This window comes from Achromobacter veterisilvae (assembly GCF_037619525.1).
GTDB lineage: Bacteria > Pseudomonadota > Gammaproteobacteria > Burkholderiales > Burkholderiaceae_B > Achromobacter > Achromobacter veterisilvae.
The window spans coordinates 4575765-4592588 of record NZ_CP148753.1 but is presented as its reverse complement, the minus strand read 5'-3'; the positions used below and the strand labels follow the sequence as shown (position 1 = coordinate 4592588).

At 70.4% G+C, this 16824-nt stretch carries 14 protein-coding genes and 1 pseudogene; 1 reads left to right on the top strand and 14 read right to left on the bottom strand.

The annotated features are described in order from the left end of the window. Window positions 1-24 precede the first annotated feature (24 nt). The 6 genes and pseudogenes from WHX56_RS21255 to WHX56_RS21230 all read right to left on the bottom strand — a co-directional run bounded on the left by WHX56_RS21255 (window position 25) and on the right by WHX56_RS21230 (window position 7802). Window positions 25-408 (bottom strand): I78 family peptidase inhibitor, encoded by a 384-nt coding sequence (locus WHX56_RS21255; RefSeq protein WP_129244801.1) that lies wholly within the window; start codon window positions 406-408, stop codon window positions 25-27. 100 nt (window positions 409-508) lie between these two features. After that, on the bottom strand, window positions 509-3730 hold the full coding sequence (locus WHX56_RS21250) for an error-prone DNA polymerase (protein ID WP_338878899.1): 3222 nt from the start codon (window positions 3728-3730) through the stop codon (window positions 509-511). 9 nt (window positions 3731-3739) lie between these two features. Beyond that, window positions 3740-5209 carry a DNA polymerase Y family protein gene (locus WHX56_RS21245; RefSeq protein ID WP_338878898.1) on the bottom strand — a complete coding sequence of 490 codons (1470 nt, stop codon included), beginning with the start codon at window positions 5207-5209 and terminating at the stop codon, window positions 3740-3742. Then, a complete protein-coding gene (gene imuA / locus WHX56_RS21240) occupies window positions 5139-5843 on the bottom strand; it encodes a translesion DNA synthesis-associated protein ImuA (RefSeq protein ID WP_338878897.1) in 705 nt (234 codons plus the stop codon). Before imuA ends, WHX56_RS21245 begins: the two co-directional genes overlap by 71 nt. A 151-nt stretch (window positions 5844-5994) precedes the next feature. Continuing rightward, a pseudogene (locus WHX56_RS21235) lies at window positions 5995-6261 on the bottom strand (DUF1016 N-terminal domain-containing protein); the annotation flags it as partial. A 5-nt stretch (window positions 6262-6266) separates the two neighbouring features. Beyond that, the gene (locus tag WHX56_RS21230) at window positions 6267-7802 is read right to left on the bottom strand and encodes an amino acid permease (protein ID WP_129240653.1); all 1536 of its coding nucleotides are present in this window, start codon (window positions 7800-7802) and stop codon (window positions 6267-6269) included. Between the two features lie 175 nt (window positions 7803-7977). On the opposite strand from WHX56_RS21230, the gene ypfH reads away from it, so the two are divergent. Further along, window positions 7978-8682, top strand: a complete 705-nt coding sequence (ypfH, locus tag WHX56_RS21225; protein WP_338878896.1) for an esterase — start codon at window positions 7978-7980, stop codon at window positions 8680-8682. 15 nt (window positions 8683-8697) lie between these two features. Here the strand turns inward: ypfH and WHX56_RS21220 are convergent, their stop codons facing one another. The 8 genes from WHX56_RS21220 to WHX56_RS21185 all read right to left on the bottom strand — a co-directional run bounded on the left by WHX56_RS21220 (window position 8698) and on the right by WHX56_RS21185 (window position 16812). Continuing rightward, on the bottom strand, window positions 8698-9402 hold the full coding sequence (locus WHX56_RS21220) for a Crp/Fnr family transcriptional regulator (RefSeq protein WP_287755417.1): 705 nt from the start codon (window positions 9400-9402) through the stop codon (window positions 8698-8700). A gap of 100 nt (window positions 9403-9502) precedes the next feature. Further along, the gene (hpaE, locus tag WHX56_RS21215) at window positions 9503-10963 is read right to left on the bottom strand and encodes a 5-carboxymethyl-2-hydroxymuconate semialdehyde dehydrogenase (RefSeq protein WP_338878895.1); all 1461 of its coding nucleotides are present in this window, start codon (window positions 10961-10963) and stop codon (window positions 9503-9505) included. Between the two features lie 35 nt (window positions 10964-10998). Next, on the bottom strand, window positions 10999-11376 hold the full coding sequence (locus WHX56_RS21210; RefSeq protein WP_287755419.1) for a RidA family protein: 378 nt from the start codon (window positions 11374-11376) through the stop codon (window positions 10999-11001). Between the two features lie 22 nt (window positions 11377-11398). Next, the gene (locus WHX56_RS21205) at window positions 11399-11794 is read right to left on the bottom strand and encodes a RidA family protein (RefSeq protein ID WP_338878894.1); all 396 of its coding nucleotides are present in this window, start codon (window positions 11792-11794) and stop codon (window positions 11399-11401) included. Window positions 11795-11822: 28 nt separating this feature from the next. Then, the gene (hpaD, locus tag WHX56_RS21200) at window positions 11823-12833 is read right to left on the bottom strand and encodes a 3,4-dihydroxyphenylacetate 2,3-dioxygenase (protein ID WP_338878893.1); all 1011 of its coding nucleotides are present in this window, start codon (window positions 12831-12833) and stop codon (window positions 11823-11825) included. 99 nt (window positions 12834-12932) lie between these two features. Further along, window positions 12933-14315: an amidase family protein gene (locus tag WHX56_RS21195; RefSeq protein ID WP_338878892.1), complete on the bottom strand. Its 1383-nt coding sequence runs from the start codon at window positions 14313-14315 to the stop codon at window positions 12933-12935. Between the two features lie 26 nt (window positions 14316-14341). Further along, window positions 14342-15064 carry an ABC transporter ATP-binding protein gene (locus WHX56_RS21190; RefSeq protein WP_338878891.1) on the bottom strand — a complete coding sequence of 241 codons (723 nt, stop codon included), beginning with the start codon at window positions 15062-15064 and terminating at the stop codon, window positions 14342-14344. Continuing rightward, on the bottom strand, window positions 15061-16812 hold the full coding sequence (locus WHX56_RS21185; protein WP_338878890.1) for a branched-chain amino acid ABC transporter ATP-binding protein/permease: 1752 nt from the start codon (window positions 16810-16812) through the stop codon (window positions 15061-15063). The genes WHX56_RS21190 and WHX56_RS21185 overlap by 4 nt, the downstream gene beginning before the upstream one ends. Window positions 16813-16824 lie beyond the last annotated feature (12 nt).

The following is a 16824-nucleotide window of genomic DNA, read 5'->3' as shown; positions in this document are numbered from 1 at the left end:
GCGGGGCGGCGGCCGTTTCCGGCGTCAGCCGCAGCGGATGGCCGTCATGACGTCCTTGTCGTCGACGATCAGATTCAGGCGGGTGGCGTTGTATTCCATGGTCACCAATTGGCCCGGGCGCAGCATGCGGGCGGTGGTGCTGCCGCTGCGCGTGCGCAGGTCTTCCATGACGGACGGGGTGGCTTTCTGGCCGATCTGCGATTGCAGCGCCGCCGCGTCGCAGCTCTTTTCTCCGTAGCCGTAGCCGGAGGCGCTGGACATGCCGGACGATGAGCTGGAAGCGGCCTCGGACGGGGACGACGCGCTGGAGGAGCTGGGGGCCGGCGCGCTGGACGAACGCGGCGCGCCGGTGTTGGCGCACGCGGTCAGGCTGGCGACCAGCAGGAAAGGGATCAGCTTGCGGATCATGTAAGGCTCCTTGCAACAACGCGTCGAAAAAAGCCATGATAGACCAGCCGCGACGCGCTGTGACCGGGGCCGTGGCGGGCGCCCGCCGGCGGCCTGGCCGTCAATGGAAATTGCGGCTTTGCGTGGACAGCCCGCCCAGCAGCCCGGACAAATCCACCAGCCGCTGCGCGATCAGGTGGCGCACGCCGTCCATGCTTTGCCAGGTCCCGTAGACGCCCAGCAGCGCGGACCCCAGCAGTTCGCGGCGCTGGCGCTCTATCAGTTCCGGGCGCACGACCACGTTGACGGGGCCGGTTTCGTCTTCCAGGGTCACGAAGATCACGCCCTTGGACGTTTGTGGGCGCTGACGCACGGTGACGATGCCGCAGGCGCGCGCCACGCGCTTGTCGGGGTAGCTGTTCAGCACCGAGGCCGGCTGGAAATTGCGCGCGGCGAGTTCGGGGCGCAGCAGCGCCACGGGATGGCTGCGCAAGGTCAGGCCCACGCTGCGGTAGTCCGCGGCTACGGCCTGGCTTTCCGAGGGGGCGGCCAGTTGCGGCGCGGCGGTTTCGACGATGGCGGCGTCGCGCAGCAGGTCGCGGCTGTGCACGCTGGCCGCGGCTTCCCAACTGGCCTGGCGGCGGTGGCCGGCCAGGGTGCGCAGGGCGTCGCCGGCGGCCAGGGCGTTGAGGTCGTGGCGGGTGAGGGCAGCGCGGCGGGCCAGGTCGCCGGTGTCGGCAAAGGGTGACGCGGCGCGCGCGGCCTCGATGCGCCGCGCCGTGTCCTCGCGCATGCCCTGGATCAGGCTCAGCCCCAGCCTGACGGCGGGCCGGGGGCCGTCCGCCGCAGGCGCGTGCGGGTGCGCGGCGCGCCGGGCGCCGGGGTGTCCGGAGGGCAGGGTTTCAAGCGCCGAATCCCAGCCGCTGACCGTGACGTCGGGCGGCAGCACGCAGACGCCGTGGCGGCGGGCGTCCTGCACCAGTTGGGCGGGGGCGTAGAAGCCCATGGGCTGGGAATTGAGCAGGGCGGCCAGGAAGGCTTCGGGCTCGTGCCGCTTGAGCCATGAACTGGAATACGCCAGCAGGGCGAAGCTGGCGGCGTGGCTTTCGGGGAAACCGTATTCGCCGAAGCCCTCGATCTGCCGGAACAGCGCTTCGGCGAATTCCAGCGTGTAGCCGTTCTCCAGCAGGCCGCCCACCAGCTTTTCGCGGTATTTGTCCACGCCGCCCTTGCGCTTCCAGGCCGCCATGGAGCGGCGCAGCGCGTCGGATTCCCCCGGCGTGAAGTTGGCGGCCACCACGGCGATCTGCATGACCTGTTCCTGGAAGATGGGCACGCCCATGGTGCGGCTGAGCACGCCTTCCACTTGCGGGCTGGGGTAGGTGATTTTTTCCTTGCCCTGGCGGCGGCGCAGGTAGGGGTGGACCATGCCGCCCTGGATGGGGCCGGGCCGCACGATGGCCACCTGCACCACCAGGTCGTAGTATTGGCGGGGTTTCAGGCGCGGCAGCATGGTCATCTGCGCGCGCGATTCGATCTGGAATACGCCGATGGTGTCGGCGTCGCAGATCATGTCGTAGGTGGGCTCGTCTTCCTTGGGGATGTCCTGCAGGCGCAAGGGCCGGCCGCGGCGCTGGCCGGCCAGCTCCAGGGTGCGGCGCAGCGCCGACAGCATGCCCAGCGCCAGCACGTCCACTTTCAGCAGCTTCAGCGCGTCCAGGTCGTCCTTGTCCCATTGCACGACGCTGCGGTCTTCCATGGCGGCGTTCTCGATGGGCACCAGGCGCGAGAGCTTGCCGCGTGAAATCACGAAGCCGCCCGGATGCTGCGACAGGTGGCGCGGGAAACCCATCAGGGTCTGCGCCAGGGCCGCCCATTGCCGCGCCACCCGGGACTCCGGATCCAGCCCGCAGGCGCCCAGCGTGCGCAGCATTTCCTTTTTGCCGTCCCACCATTGGTGGGCGCGGGCCACGGCGTCGATGACGCCCGGGTCCACGCCCAGCGCGCGGCCGGTATCGCGCAGCACGCTGCGCGGCCGGTAGGAAATGACCACGGCGGTCAGCGCGGCGCGGTCGCGGCCGTATTTGCCGTAGATGTACTGGATGACCTCTTCGCGGCGTTGGTGCTCGAAGTCCACGTCGATATCGGGCGGTTCGTTGCGTTCTTTGCTGATGAAGCGCTCGAACAGGCTGTTGCCGCGCGCCGGATCCACTTCGGTGATGCCCAGGCAGTAGCAGACCGCGGAGTTGGCGGCGGAGCCGCGGCCCTGGCACAGGATGCCTTGGTTGCGGGCGTGCTGGACGATGTCGTAGACGGTCAGGAAATAGGCTTCGTAGCGGAGATCGGCGATCAGGGCCAGTTCATTTTCGATCTGGGCGGCCACGCTCTGGGGCACCCCGGCGGGGAAGCGGCGCGCGGCCCCGGCCAGGGTTTCCTGGCGCAGGTAGGTGACCGGCGTGTGGCCGCGCGGAACGATCTCGTCGGGGTATTCGTAGCGCAGTTCGTCCAGGGAGAACGCGCAGCGGCGCGCCACCACCAGCGTCTGGGCCAGGGCCTCCGGCGGATAAAGGCTGGCCAGCCGCATGCGCGTGCGCAGGTGCTGTTCGGCGTTGCCGGACAGTTCGTAGCCGCACTGGGACACGGGCTGGCGGGTGCGGATGCCGGCCAGCGTGTCGTGCAGCGGCTTGCGCGAGCGCAGGTGCATCTGCACCTGGCCCAGCGCCACGACGGGCAGTTTCGCGGCCTGGGCGGCGTGCATGACCGCGGCGCGGTGCAGGTCGTCGCGGGAACCGTGCAGCAAGGTCAGCCCCACCCAGGCGCGTCGGGGGAAGGCGCGCGCCAGCCAGCGGGCCTGTTCCGCCAGGCGGCCGGCGTCGGCGCCGTAGGCGGGGCTCAGGATGGCCAGGCACTCGGGCAGGTGGCGCAGGTGGCCGTAGCCCGCGGGCGGATGGGAGAGGTCTTCGGGGGCCAGCCGGTATTCGCCCTTGGGCGCCCGGGTGCGCGCCAGGGTGATGAGTTCGGACAGATTGCCGTAGCCTTCGCGGGTCTGCGCCAGCAGGGTCAGGCCCAGCGGCGCGGCGTCGGGCGCGGCGCGCAGTTGGAAGGTGGCGCCGACGATGAGCGGCAGATTCCGGGCCTTGGCCTCTACGTGGGCGCGGACCACGCCGGCCAGCGAGCATTCGTCGGTGATGGCCAGCGCGGCATAGCCCAGTTCGGCGGCGTGCGCGGCCAGTTCCTCCGGATGCGAGGCGCCCTGCAGGAAAGAGAAGTTGGACTGGCATTGCAGCTCGGCGTAGCCGGGCAGGCTGGCCAGGGCGGCGGCGCCGGGAAGATCGTCGTCCATGAACCGATCCTAGGCGTAGAGCCCGTGCAGGAACCAGCGGGCGTGCTCCGCGTCGCGCTCGCGGTAGATCCAGTAGCGCGCGGCGGCCTCGTCCTCGGCGACGAAGTAGTCGCGCACGGTCAGGGCGGCGTCCCACCAGCCGCTTTCGATGCGTTCGGGGCCGCGCATCAGCCGCAGCGCCTGGCCGCCGTATTGCGGACGGTGGCCGGACAGCTTCAAGGGTAGCGGCGGATCCAGCAGCCAGAAGGGACGGTCCAGCAAGGCGGGCAGCGGCCCGGGCCGCGGGGCGGGGGCCAGCGTGTCGCCCCAGGCGTTGGCGGCCTCGGGGCGGTGGTCGGGAACGGGACAGGCGTGGCGCACCTGGCCGCGGCCCAGCCGCGCCACCAGCAGGTCCAGCAGCCTGGCGTGGTCGGCGGCGGTGCCGCCGGGTTCGGGAAACAGGGTGGTGCTGGCGGCGGGTTGTTCCACCGTATCGGGCGCCAGCAATGCAACGGCGATCACGGGCGCTTCCAGCGTGAACCGCGCCAGTTTTTCCCGCAGCAGGTTCAGGATCTGCGGCGCCTGCCAGACCGGCTGCGCCAGGGCCAGCTCCATCTCGGTGGGCGGACGCGCATGGCGGCCGCGTTCGTGTTCCATGCTGAGCACCACGCGGCGCACCGCCAGTTGCCGGGCGCTCAGCCAGCCGCCCAGTTGTTCGGCCAGCCGGCGCGCCACCGCCAGCACCGCGTCGGTGTGCTCTACGTAGTCGGTGAGTTCGATGCGCCGCGCGAACTGGGGCGGAGGCTCGATCCAGCGGTAGAGTTCGGGCGCCTGGCCGTAGGCGGCGTCCAGGGCCTGAAGCAGTTCGGGTGCGCTGCGCCGCTGCAGGCCGGCGCGCGGCAGGGCGCGCAGGTCCGCCAGGGTGCGGCAGCCGATGTCGTCCAGCCAGTCGCGGCGGGCCTGCGCCTGGGGCAGCAGCGCCAGCGGCAGGGCGTCCAGCCGCCGGGCCAGCGTGGGCAGCGTCAGGGTGCGCCGGGGCGCGCGTCGGCCGGGGCGGTGCGCCAGCAGCCAGGCGCCCGCGGCGGTGGGCGCCATGCCCAGCGTGACGCGCAGGTCCAGCGCCCGCAAGGTGGCGGCCACGCGCTGGCCCAGGGCCCGGGGGCCGCGGAAGAACATCAGGCTGGCGCCGACGTTCAGCAGCACGGTGCAGTCGTCCGCCAGGGCGACTTCGGGCGTGTATTGAAGCAGGGCCAGCGCCGCGCCCTGCAGGGCCTCGGCTTCGGCCTGGGCGTCGCGGGCCAGCAATTCGACTTCGGGCGCGATGGCGGCCGCGCCGGCTCGGCGTATGCCGGGCCTGACGCCGGCCTGGCGGGCGGCGGGAGTGAGGGCGGCGACGCGTTCCTGGTCCAGGACGGCGAACGCCAGATCCTCATGCGGCCAGTGCGGGCGTAGGGCGTCCAGCGGCAGGCAGCGCAGGCAGGCGGCGATCCAGAGGCGCATGGCGGGGGGAAGAAGGAGTTGCGGCGCCGGGTTCCAGGCCGACATAGAGCGGCGCGTCGCTGACGGGGCCCCGGCGCTTGAGGATGTGCACGGACAGGCCGCCCGCGGCGGGCGCCAGCGCCAGCCGCAAGGGGGCGGGGGTGGCGTTCTGCGCCGCCCCGGAGGGGCGCACTGCGACGAAGAGCAGGTCGCTGGCCTGGGCGGCCAGATGCAGGCGGCGCAGGGATTCGGGGCGCACGCGGGGCAGCCAGCAGATCAGGGCCCCGCAACTGCCGTTCTTCAGGATCTGTTCGGCGGCCCAGAGGGTGTCGGCGGGTTTTTCCGGAGCGATCCAGAGCAGTTGGCGGGGGTCCAGCCGCCAGCTCATCCAGCTAGCGATGTGCGGGGCGTGCGGCGGCTGCACCAGCGCGATGGGGCGGCGGGTTTCCAACTGGGCCAGCGCCGGGCGCAGCAGGCGGATTTCGCCGATGCCGGGATGCGGGGCCAGCAGTTCGATGAGCGAACCCAGCGGCCAGCCGCCATCCGGCAGTTCGGCCGACAGCGCGGCATGCCCGGTGGGCACGGTGCGTGCGGCGCCCCGGGCCAACTGGGTGGCGCGCCACAGCGCGGGATGGATGTGTTCAGGGGACTGCATGGCGGGCGGACAAGCCGGTTTCCGGGGAAAAGGGGAATCGAAGAAAAGTGCCGACGATTGATTATAACTGTATGAATATACAGTAGTCAGCAAGGGGGCGCCGGTCCGCGCCTGGGAGGGGGCAAGGGGGGCGGGCCCCTCATTGCGTCGCCGGCGTTGCGGTTCCAGACCGCTTGCGCCCGTCCAGTGTCTGGCGAATCGGCCAACCCAAGAAGAAGGACCGCATCTGCTGCAAGTTCTGGCGGCTGAACCCGCGGCCGAACCGCTGGGTCAGGTCGCTTGCCAGCCGTTCGATCAACTGCTCCCCGTAGCCGGCTCGCCGTTTGCCTTGTTGCTCGGCCTCTACGATACGGCGGCCGACCTCCCAGTAGCTGGCGGTCATCAGCGCATTGACACTGCGCGCGTTTGCTGTCTCCAGCGCTCCTAAGCCCTGGCGTCCGCCGCAACGGGCGAGACGGCTTGGGCGCCGGCCTCGCGGCCCAGCTCCACCCCGTCGAAACGCATATCCTCGTACCGGATCCAGCGCGACTTGCGCACCAGCCGATGGCCCAGCCACAGGGCCAGGAACAGCGGAATCGCCAGGTAGGTGGAGACCACGCCGATCCAGTCGATGCGTTCTTCCAGGAAGGCCTGGTAGTTCTGGCCCAGCGTGACCAGCAGGCACAGGACGAAGGCGAGCAGCGGGCCGAAGGGGAACAGGCCGGCCTTGTAGGGCAGGTCGGCGGTGTCGTGGCCGTGTTTCACGTAGCCCTGCCGGAAGCGGTAATGGCTGACCGCGATGCTCAGCCAAACGATGAATTCGGTCATGCCCGCGAAGTTCAGCAGCCAGATGTAGACCGCCTTGGGGCTGTACACCAGGCTGAACAGGCACAGGCAGGCCAGCAGCGCCGTGGCCAGCAGCGCGTACAGCGGCACGCCCTTGCCGGTCACGTACCGGAACACGGCCGGGGCCTGGCCTTCGGCCGCCATGTTGAACAGCATCCGCGTGGCGGCGTACATGCCCGAGTTGCCGGCGGACAGCACCGAGGTCAGGATGACGGCGTTCATCACGGTGGCCGCCGACAGCAGCCCCGCGTGCTGGAACACCAGGGTGAAGGGGCTGACGGCGATGTCCTCGACGTCGTTGCGCAGCAACTGCGGGTCGGTATAGGGCAGCAGCAGGCCGATGATCAGGATGGCCAGCACGTAGAACAGCAGGATGCGCCAGAATACGTGGTTGATCGCGCGCGGCACGTTGCGCCTGGGGTTTTCGGATTCGCCGGCGGCCACGGCCACCAGTTCCGTGCCCTGGAAGGAATAGGCCACCACCATCGCCACGCCGACCCAGGTGGCGGCGTTGCCCACGAAAGGCGCGTCGCCCGCCGTCCAGTTCGCCAGGCCCACGGGGACGCCGCCATGGATGATGCCCGCCAGCATCGCCAGGCCTACGCCGATGAAGCACAGCACGGCGGCGACCTTGACGATGGCGAACCAGTATTCGGCCTCGCCGAAGCTGCGCGCCGAAAACGCGTTCAGCCCGAAGGTCAGGGCCAGGAACGCCACGCTCCATATCCATCCGGGCGTGTCGGGGAACCAGTACGCCATGACCAACTGCGCGGCCACGACGTCCACGGCCACGACCGTGGCCCAACTGATCCAGAAATTCCATCCCAGCGCAAAGCCGAAGCCTTTGTCCACGTAGCGCGACGCGTAGGTGCAGAACGAACCCGATACCGGCATGAAGGTCGCCAGTTCGCCCAGGCTGGTCATGATGAAATAGACCATCAGCCCGATCGTCAGGTAGACCAGCAGGGCGCCGCCCGGGCCCGCCTGCGCGATCGCGGCGCCGGAGGCGACGAACAGGCCGGTGCCGATGGCCCCGCCTAGCGCTATCATTGTGAGGTGACGCGCCTTGAGCACGCGGTGTAGCTGGTTCTGGCCGGCAGGCGTGGCGCCGGCTTCCGTGGTCGGTGTTTGCATTGCTGGGTGAGTGATGGCCGCCGGGGCGGAGAGGGCGTGTCCCTTCGGATTCGGCCGGTGCCTGGCACCGCCTGGTGCCGGGCACCCGGAAGGTTCGGCCGACACCGGGCGCGCATTTTACAATGCGGCAATCGGGGCTCGGTTCGGCGGCCCCAGGCCAGCATGGAGCGGTTTCATGGCGTCTTCCAGTTCTATCGAATTTCTTCCCGATCCGGGCGCCGAGGTGCGCCAGTTATTCATCCTGCTGCATGGGGTGGGCGGCTCGCCCGACAACCTGGAGCCCCTGGCCCTGGCCTTGCGCAAGGCGTTTCCGGCGGCGGCGGTGCTGGTTCCCGAAGGTTTCGAGCCCTTCGATGGCGGCGGCGCGGGCCGGCAATGGTTCTCGGTGCGCGGCGTGACCGAGGAAAACCGCCCCGAGCGCGTGGCGCAGGCGCTGCCGCCCCTGGAAGCCTATGTGCGCCAGGCGCAGGCCCGCTTCGGCCTGCTGCAATCCGATACGGCGCTGGCGGGGTTTTCGCAGGGCGCCATCATGGCGCTGGAACTGGTCCAGGCCCACGACGGCATGGCCGGCCGCGTCATCGCGTTTTCGGGCCGCTATGCCCAGTTGCCCCGGTCCGCGCCGCAATACACCACGCTGCATCTGCTGCACGGGGCCGACGATCCGGTCATGAACGTGGCGGACATCCAGGCCGCCCAGGCGCGGCTGACGGAGCTGCACGGCGATTCGACCATCGACGTCGCCACCCACGTCGGACACGAGCTGCACCCGGCCCTGATCGAGCGCGCCATCATGCGCCTGCAGACCTGCGTGCCGCTGCGAAGCTGGGAGGCGGCGCTGGGCCTGAACCAGACGCCGCCGGACGGCACCACCGTGCACTGAGCCGGCGCGCCCCGTTCAGGGCGCTTCGCCGCGGATGCGCTCCGAGAAGCCTTCGGCCAGCATGATCTTCTTGCCGTCCAGGTCCAGCAGCCCTTCGCGCTTGAGCCGGTTGAGCACGCGGGTGACGGTGACGCGGGACAGATCGACGAGGCTTCCGATCTGTTCGTGCGTGAGGTTGACCGTGATCGGGGCCTGCGGGCCGCAAGCATCCTGGTGGGTCTGCCGGAACTGGTCGAAGAAGCGGATCACGCGCTGTTCGGGCGGGTCGAAGATGGCCTGGCGCAGGCGCGCGACCATCTGGCGCTGCTTGACGCTCAGCAGGTAGATCAGGGCCAGCGCGAAGTCGGGATCCTGCCGCACCAGGGCGGGGATGCGCCCGGTCTCGAAGCGCAGCAGGGACGTGTCTTCGATGGCGCGCGCGCTGGAGTAGCGGGGCTGTCCGAGGAAGGCGGCCGCTTCGCCGATGACGCTGCCCGGCCCCATGATGTTGAGGATGGACTCGTGGCCGTCTTCGCTGAGCATGTGGACGTGGACTTTGCCGGTCACGACCACGTAGAAGGCATTCTCGACCTGCCCCTGGCTGAAGAGGCTGGCGCCGCTGGGCAGCGAGACGGGCTGGCCCACGTGGCTGAGCGAGCGCAGATAGGCCGCCTGTTCGCCCTGGGGCAGCCAGGTTTCGGTGGCGACATGGCGCGCCGGGCCACTCGCTGGTTTGGCCACGATTTCCCTTGATTTGTGTTTGTCGTTCTGTATGCCTCCGGATTATACGGCCGGCCAGGGACGATCCGGCCGCTCGCGGCCGGATCTGGGAAAGGACGGTTCAGACGCCCCAGCGGGGGATGGGGTGGCTGCCCATCGAGATGCAGACGTTCTTCATTTCGCAGAAGGTCTCCAGGCTGGCGTCGCCGCCTTCGCGCCCCACGCCGGAATCCTTGATGCCGCCGAAGGGCTGGCGCAGGTCGCGCACGTTCTGGCTGTTGACGAAGACCATGCCGGCCTCGATGCCGCGCGCCAGGCGGTGCGCCTTGCCCACGTCCTGGGTCCAGACGTACGAGGCCAGTCCGTAGCGGCTGTCGTTGGCCAGGCGCAGGCCTTCGTCCTCGTCGTCGAAGGGAATCAGGCAGACCACCGGGCCGAAGATCTCTTCCTGCGCCACGCGCATGCGGTTGTCCACGCCCGTGAGCACCGTGGGCTGCACGAAATTGCCCTTGGCCACCCGCGCGGGCAGGCCCTGCGGCACGCCGCCGCCGGCCGCCACCACGGCGCCCTCGCGGCGCCCGATCTCGATGTAGCCGGTGACCCTTTCCCAATGCTGGCGCGTGATCATGGAACCCACGTTGGTGCCCGGGTCCCGCGGGTCGCCCACAGTGAGGCGCGCGGCGCGTTCGGCGAATTCGCGCGCGAAGCGGTCGTAGATCGAGCGCTGCACGAAGACGCGCGAGCCGGCCGTGCAGCGTTCTCCGTTGATCGAGAAAATGGTGAACAGCGCCGCGTCCAGCGCGCGCTCCTGATCGGCGTCGTCGAACACCAGCACGGGCGACTTGCCGCCCAGCTCCATCGACAGCCGCTTGATGCCGGCGCGCTCGGCGATGCGCCGGCCGGTGGCGGTGCCGCCGGTAAACGAGATGGTGCGCACGTCGGGGTGGCGCACCAGCGCGTCGCCGGCTTCCGCGCCATGGCCGTGCACGATGTTGAGCACGCCCTTGGGCACGCCGGCCTCCAGCGCCAGGCGGCCCAGCCGGTCGGCGGTCATGGGCGACAGTTCGGACATTTTCAGCACCGCGGTGTTGCCCAGCGCCAGGCAGGGCGCGACTTTCCAGGTGGCCGTCATCAGCGGCACGTTCCAGGGGGAAATCAGCCCGCACACGCCCACCGGCTGCAGCAGCGTGTAATTGAGCATGGCCGAATCGACCGGGAAGGTCTGGCCGTTGACGCGCGTGGCCACTTCGGAAAAGAAATAGAAATTCTCGCTGGCGCGGGGAATGAGCTGGCGCGAGGTCTGGTGGATGGGCAGGCCGGTGTCGTCGGTTTCCAGCTCGGCCAGCTCGGGCACGTGGCGTTCGATCAGGTCGCCCAGGCGGCGCATGATGCGGGCCCGCTCCTTGGCGGGCAGGCCGGCCCACTTGGGGAAGGCTTCCTTGGCGGCGGCCACGGCCAGGGCGATTTCACGTTCGCCGCCGAGCGCGATCTCGGCCAGCGCGTCGCCGGTGGCGGGGTTGGTGTTTTCCAGTACGGCGGGGCTTTCGACATCCTTGCCGTCGATCAGGTGGGGGATCATCACTGCGTTCTCTTGGTCTGGAGGAATGGAAACGGGGCTCAGGCGCCGCGCGCGGCGATGGCGTCGATCTCGATCTTCAGGCCGGGCCGGCCCAGGTGGGAGACGCCCACGGTCGTGCGGCTGGGCGGCCGGTCGGGAAAGAACTCGCGGAACACGGCGTTCATGGCGCCGAACTCGCCGATCATGTCGGTCATGTGCACCGTCATCTGCAGCACGCCGCCGGCCTCACAGCCGGAGGCGGCCAGCAGGTCCAGGACGTTGTTCAGCGCCTGGCGCGTCTGCGATTCGATGTCGGGGGCGAATTCGCGCGTGCCGGGCGCGAAGCCGACCTGTCCGGAGACGAACACCAGGTCGCGCCAGGCCACGGCGGGCGCATGCGGCAGGCCGGCATCGCGGCCGATGATCTGTTTTTCCATCGCGTATGTCCTTGGCGGCGCGTCAGGCGGCCGATCCGATCACGGCCACCACTTCGATCTCGACCTTCAGGCCGGGGCGGGCCAGGTGGGCCACGCCCACGGTGGAGCGGGCGGGCGGCCGGTCGGGGAACATGCGCTTGAACACGGCGTTCATGGCCTGGAAGTCCGCGTCCATGTCGGTCATGAAGACGGTGGCCTTGGCCACGTCCGCCATGCTGCCGCCCGCGGCCTCGATGACGGAACGGAGGTTGCGGAAGGCCTGTTCCGTCTGCTCGGTGATGTCGTCGGAGAAGGCGCGCGTGACGGGGTCGGCGCCGGTGTGGCCGGAGACGAAGAGCAGGCGGTCGATCAGGACGGCGGGCGAATAGGGGCGGTGCGGCAGCAGGCCGGTGGGCGGGACGATGACTTGTCGGTTCATGGGCGGAAAATCCTGCGTGGAGGTCGGGTCAGTCGACATAGGTCGGGATGGCGCGGGTGATGGGGTCGGACACCGGTTGCGGGCGGCCGTCGGCAAGCGACGCGACGGTCATGGATTCCTCGTACCAGCGGCGCGGAGGCGGCGTGCCCCAGAGGCTCTGGCGGCGCGGATTGTCCAGTTCCCAGCGCTTGGGAACCTGGTCGCGGTCCACCGTCAGGTAGTCGCCGGTGTACAGCTCGAAGCGGTTGCCGTCGGGGTCGCGCACGTAGACGAACAGCGCGTTGGAAATGCCGTGGCGGGCCGGGCCGCGTTCGATGTTGTCGGCGTAGCCGGCCGCGGCCAGGGCGTCGCAGGCGCGGATCACGCCCATGGGCTCCATCAGCGAGAAGCCGGCGTGATGCACGCTGGGGCCTTTGCCCGTCATCACGGCGATGTCGTGGATGGTGGCCTTGCGGTACAGCCAGCTTGCCCACACGCGTTCCTCGGGCGGCGCCGACACGGTGTATTCGGAGCAGTAGAAGCCGAGTTCGCGCGTGTACCAGTCGAAGCCGGCCTGCGCGTCGGGCACCAGCACGTTCAGGTGGTCCAGCCGCGTCGGGCAGCCGTGGCGGTGCAGGTGGTACTGCTGCAGCATCCACGGCGCCTGTTCCATGTGGGCGTAGTACTCGACCGGGAAGCCGAAGGGGTCCTGCACCCGTAGCGCGCGGCCCTGGCCGCGCTCTTCGCCGGCTTCCAGCCAGCGCATCGGCAGCCCCAGGCCCTTGAACTTGGCGGCCAGGCGATCCAGGTCTTCCTCGCAGGACACGCGGAAGCTGAAATGGCCGATGCCGGGCGAGGGCGAGCGCGTCAGCACCACGCTGTGGTGCTCGCGGTCCTCGATGGCGCGCAGGTAGACGTGGTCGGCGTCGGATTCGGTCTCGAACAGGCCCACCACGTCCACGTAGAAATCGCGGGCGCGGGCCAGGTCGGAGACCAGGTATTCGATGTGTCCCAGTCTGAGGATGTTGAAGTCGGGCTTGCCCGGTGCGTAGTCGATCATTGGGGGTCTCCTTGCGGAACTCGCGGCGCGGTCCGGTTCGTGTCGATGAAATTCTGCGCGCCATGGGGGCGCGGCGTCTGTATCGCGGGATACACCGCGCTATTCCAGTTCGGCCGCGGTGCGCACGGGGAAGCGCGCCTCCAGCCAGCGGCCCAGCGCCAGCAGCCGGTCTTCTCGGTACTTGGGCGCCACCCACTGCACCCCGGCGGGCAGCGCGCCGCCCGCAGGCCATACGGGGTAGGACAGGGCGGGGACCTGGGCGGCGTTGAACGCGGGCGTATAGGGGTTCCAGGACATCCAGTCGTCGCCGGGCTGGTCCGGCGGCACGTCGCGGCCAGCTTCGAAGGCGCACAGCGGGACGGTCGGCAGCATCAGCAGGTCGACCTGGCCGAACAGCCGGGCCAGTTCGTTCGCGTGCTGGTCGCGCTGCTGGCAGATGGCGTGGTAGCGCGAAATGGGCCAGTCGTCGACCCCGCGCACGAAGGCCGTCAGCCCGGGATCGAGCCGCCCGCGCAGGTCGGGCGCGACGGCGCGCACCGCGGCCGCGCAGCCCAGCCGGTACAGGTCCTGGCCGACGCGCGAAGCCGCCTCGATGTCGTAATCGATTTCCAGCACGTCCATGCCGTCGGCGCGCAGCGCGGCCAGCGCCTCGTCCATGGCGGCGCGCACCGGGGCCGCGCAGCGCGGGCCCCAGCGCCGGGGCGACAACAGGCCGATGCGCGGCCGGCCGGCGGGCGCGTCGGCGGCGCCGTCCGCGCCCAGGCACGAGGTCCAGTCCAGCGGCGACGCGCCGCGCGCGGCGAGATAGGCCGCTTCCAGTTCGTCCATGCCGGCGGCGATGGGCCCTGTGTGCACGATGTTCGAGAAGGCGCTGGGCACGGGCGACAGGGGGATCCGCCCGTGCGTGGGCTTTAACCCGATGGTGCCCGTGAACGCGGCCGGGATGCGGACCGAGCCGCCCGCGTCGCTGCCCATCGACACGCGCACGATGCCGGCGGCGACCGCCGCGGCGCAGCCGCCGCTGCTGCCGCCCGGCGTGAGGGCCGGGTTCCAGGGGTTGCGGGTGAGGCCGAAGGCCGGGCTGTCGGTGACGCCTTTCCAGTTGAATTCGGGCGCCCGCGTCTTGCCCAGCAGGACGGCGCCGGCGTCGGCCAGCCGCTGGACGAAGACGGTATGGGCCGCGGCCGGCTCGTCGGACGTGACCGCCGAGCCGCGCCGCGTGGGCCAGCCGCGCACGGCGGCGAATTCCTTGATTGCCAGCGGCATGCCGTCCAGCGGGCCCAGCGGCGCGCCGCGGCGCCAGCGTTCTTCGGATTGCCGCGCGCCGGCCAGCGCGCCTTCGCGGTCGATCAGGGCGAAGGCATTGAGCGCCGGGTTGGCGCGCTCGGCGTGGTCCAGCGCGCTGCGCGCCACGTCCACGGGCGAGGCGTCGCCCTGGAGATAGAGTTCGCGCAGGCGGCGCAAGGGAAGTTGATGCAACATTTTTTTTGCTCCTGGTGTCGGCGGCCTCAGTTGGCGCAGGCCCCGAGATAACTGGCCAGCAGGTCCGGATCCTGCGCGAGTTCCGCGCCGCTGCCTTGTTTTACGATGCGGCCCAGTTCGATCAGGTAGGCCAGGTCGGCGCTCTTGAGCGCGATGCGCGCATTCTGCTCGACCAGGATGACGGTCAGGCCCTCGCGCTGGCGCAGATCCACCACCACGTCCATGATCTGCTGCACGATCAAGGGCGCCAGCCCGATGGACGGCTCGTCCAGCAGCAGCACCCGGGGATGGGCGATCAGGGCGCGCCCGATGGCGACCATTTGCTGTTCGCCGCCGGACAGGGTGCCGGCCAGTTGTTCGCGGCGCTGGGCCAGCACCGGGAACAGGGCGTAGACGCGGTCCAGTTCGCGGGCGAAGTCGGTGCGCCGGCGGAACGCATAGGCGCCCAGGCGCAGGTTGTCCTCCACCTTCATCGAGGCGAACAGCGAACGCTTTTCGGGCACCAGGCACATGCCGCGGCGCACGCGCTCTTCGACCGGGGCGTTGCCCAGGGCGTCGCCATGCAGCAGCACCCGGCCGGCGCGGGCGGGCAGGGCGCCCATCAGCGCCTTGAGCAGGGTGGTCTTGCCGGCGCCGTTGGCGCCGATGAGCGACACCAGCGTGCCCTCGGGCACGTCGAAGTCGATGCCGTGCAGGGCGTCGACCTGGCCGTAGCTGACCGCCAGGTCCCTCACTTCGATCGCGTTCATGCCTCGGCTCCGAGATAGGCGGCCACCACGGCCGGGTTGCGCTGCACTTCCTGGCGTTCGCCCTGCGCCAGCAGCGCGCCGTAGTTCAGGACGAAGAGATAGTCCACGCAGCCCATGACCAGCTCCATGTCGTGCTCGACCAGCAGGACGGCCATGCCCTGTTCGTCGCGCAGCTTGCGCATCAACTGGACCAGCACGGTTTTCTCGGGGCCGCGCAGGCCCGCGGCCGGTTCGTCCAGCAGCAGCACGCCGGGACGCGCCATCAACGCGCGCGCCACTTCGACCAGGCGCTGGCTGCCCAGGGTCAGGCTGGCGGCCGGGCGCAGCGCCTGGTCCGCCAGGCCGACCAGCTCCAGCGCGGCGCGCGCCTCGCGCGCCAGGCGGCGCTCCTCGGCGCGGTCCAGGCCCAGCGCGGCCGACAGCAGGCCGGCCTTGCCCTGGATGTGGCCGCCGATCAGCACGTTGTCCAGCACCGTCAGTTCGGGCACGAGCTGCACGTGCTGGAAGCTGCGCGCGACGCCGCGCCGCACGACTTCATGCGCCCGCGCCGGCAGCGCGTCGCCGTCCAGGGCGACCCGGCCGCCGCTGGCCGGCAGCACCGCGGTCATCACGTTGAACAGGGTGGACTTGCCCGCGCCGTTGGGGCCGATCAGCCCCGTGATGCGTCCCGGCGGGATGTCCAGCGTCACGTCCTTGAGCGCCTGCAATCCGCCGAAGCGTTTGTGCACGGCGTCCACGCTCAGGCGCCGGCCGGCGGACACGGGATGCGGCGCGGCCTCGGGCTCGTCCGCGGCGGCCGGGCGCGCGGGCGGCTTCAGCCGCACCCAGGTCAGCAGGCCGTTGGGCCAGCGCAGCAGCGCCACGATCAGGATCAGCCCGAACAGCATGGTTTCCATCTGGCCGGGAATGCCCAGCAGGTTGGCGATCAGGTATTGCGCGGCGAGTTCTATCGCGGTGAAGGCCAGCACGCCCAGCAAGGGGCCCAGCGGATGGAGGCAGCCGCCCAGCACCACCATGATCAGCAGATTGAAGGAGACTCCGATGGAGAACGAGGTGGGGCTGAGGAAGCTCATGTAGAAGGCGTACAGCCCGCCCGCCAGCGCCGCCAGCGCGGCCGACAGGACGAAGATGCGGGTCTTGGCCGCGGCCACGTCCACGCCGAAGGCCGCGGCCATGGTCGGGCTGGCCTTGATGGCGCGGGCGGCGCGGCCCATGCGGCCGCGGTAGATCCGGCAGTAGGCGATGAAGGCCAGTCCCACCGCGATCCACGCCGCCGCGCCCATGCCCCGGGTGCCGAATTCCAGCCCGAAGACGCGGGGCGGCGGAATGTCGGACAGGCCGGAGGCGCCGCCGGTGAGGTCGGTGGCGGCCACGAGGCAGACATAGGCGGCGATGCCCCAGGCCAGCGTGGCCAGCGGCAGGTAGTGGCCGCGCAGGCGCAGCGTGAGCCGGCCGATCACGTAGGCGGCCGCCGCGCACGCCGCCACCGCCAGGGCGATGGCCAGCGGCGGCGGCACGCCGTAGTCGCGCGCCAGGATGGCGGTGGCGTAGGCGCCGCCGCCCAGGAAGGCGGCATGGCCCAGCGACAGTTGTCCGGCCGCCAGCAGAAAGGCCAGTCCGAGGCAGACCAGGGCATTGGTGCCGGCGAGCGTCAGCAGGCCGACGTAGTAGGTCGGCAGCAGCAGGATCAGCGCCGCCACCGCGAGGGCGGCGCCGGGCAAGTACAGTTTTTCGGGTTTCATCGGCATGGGCGGAGTAGC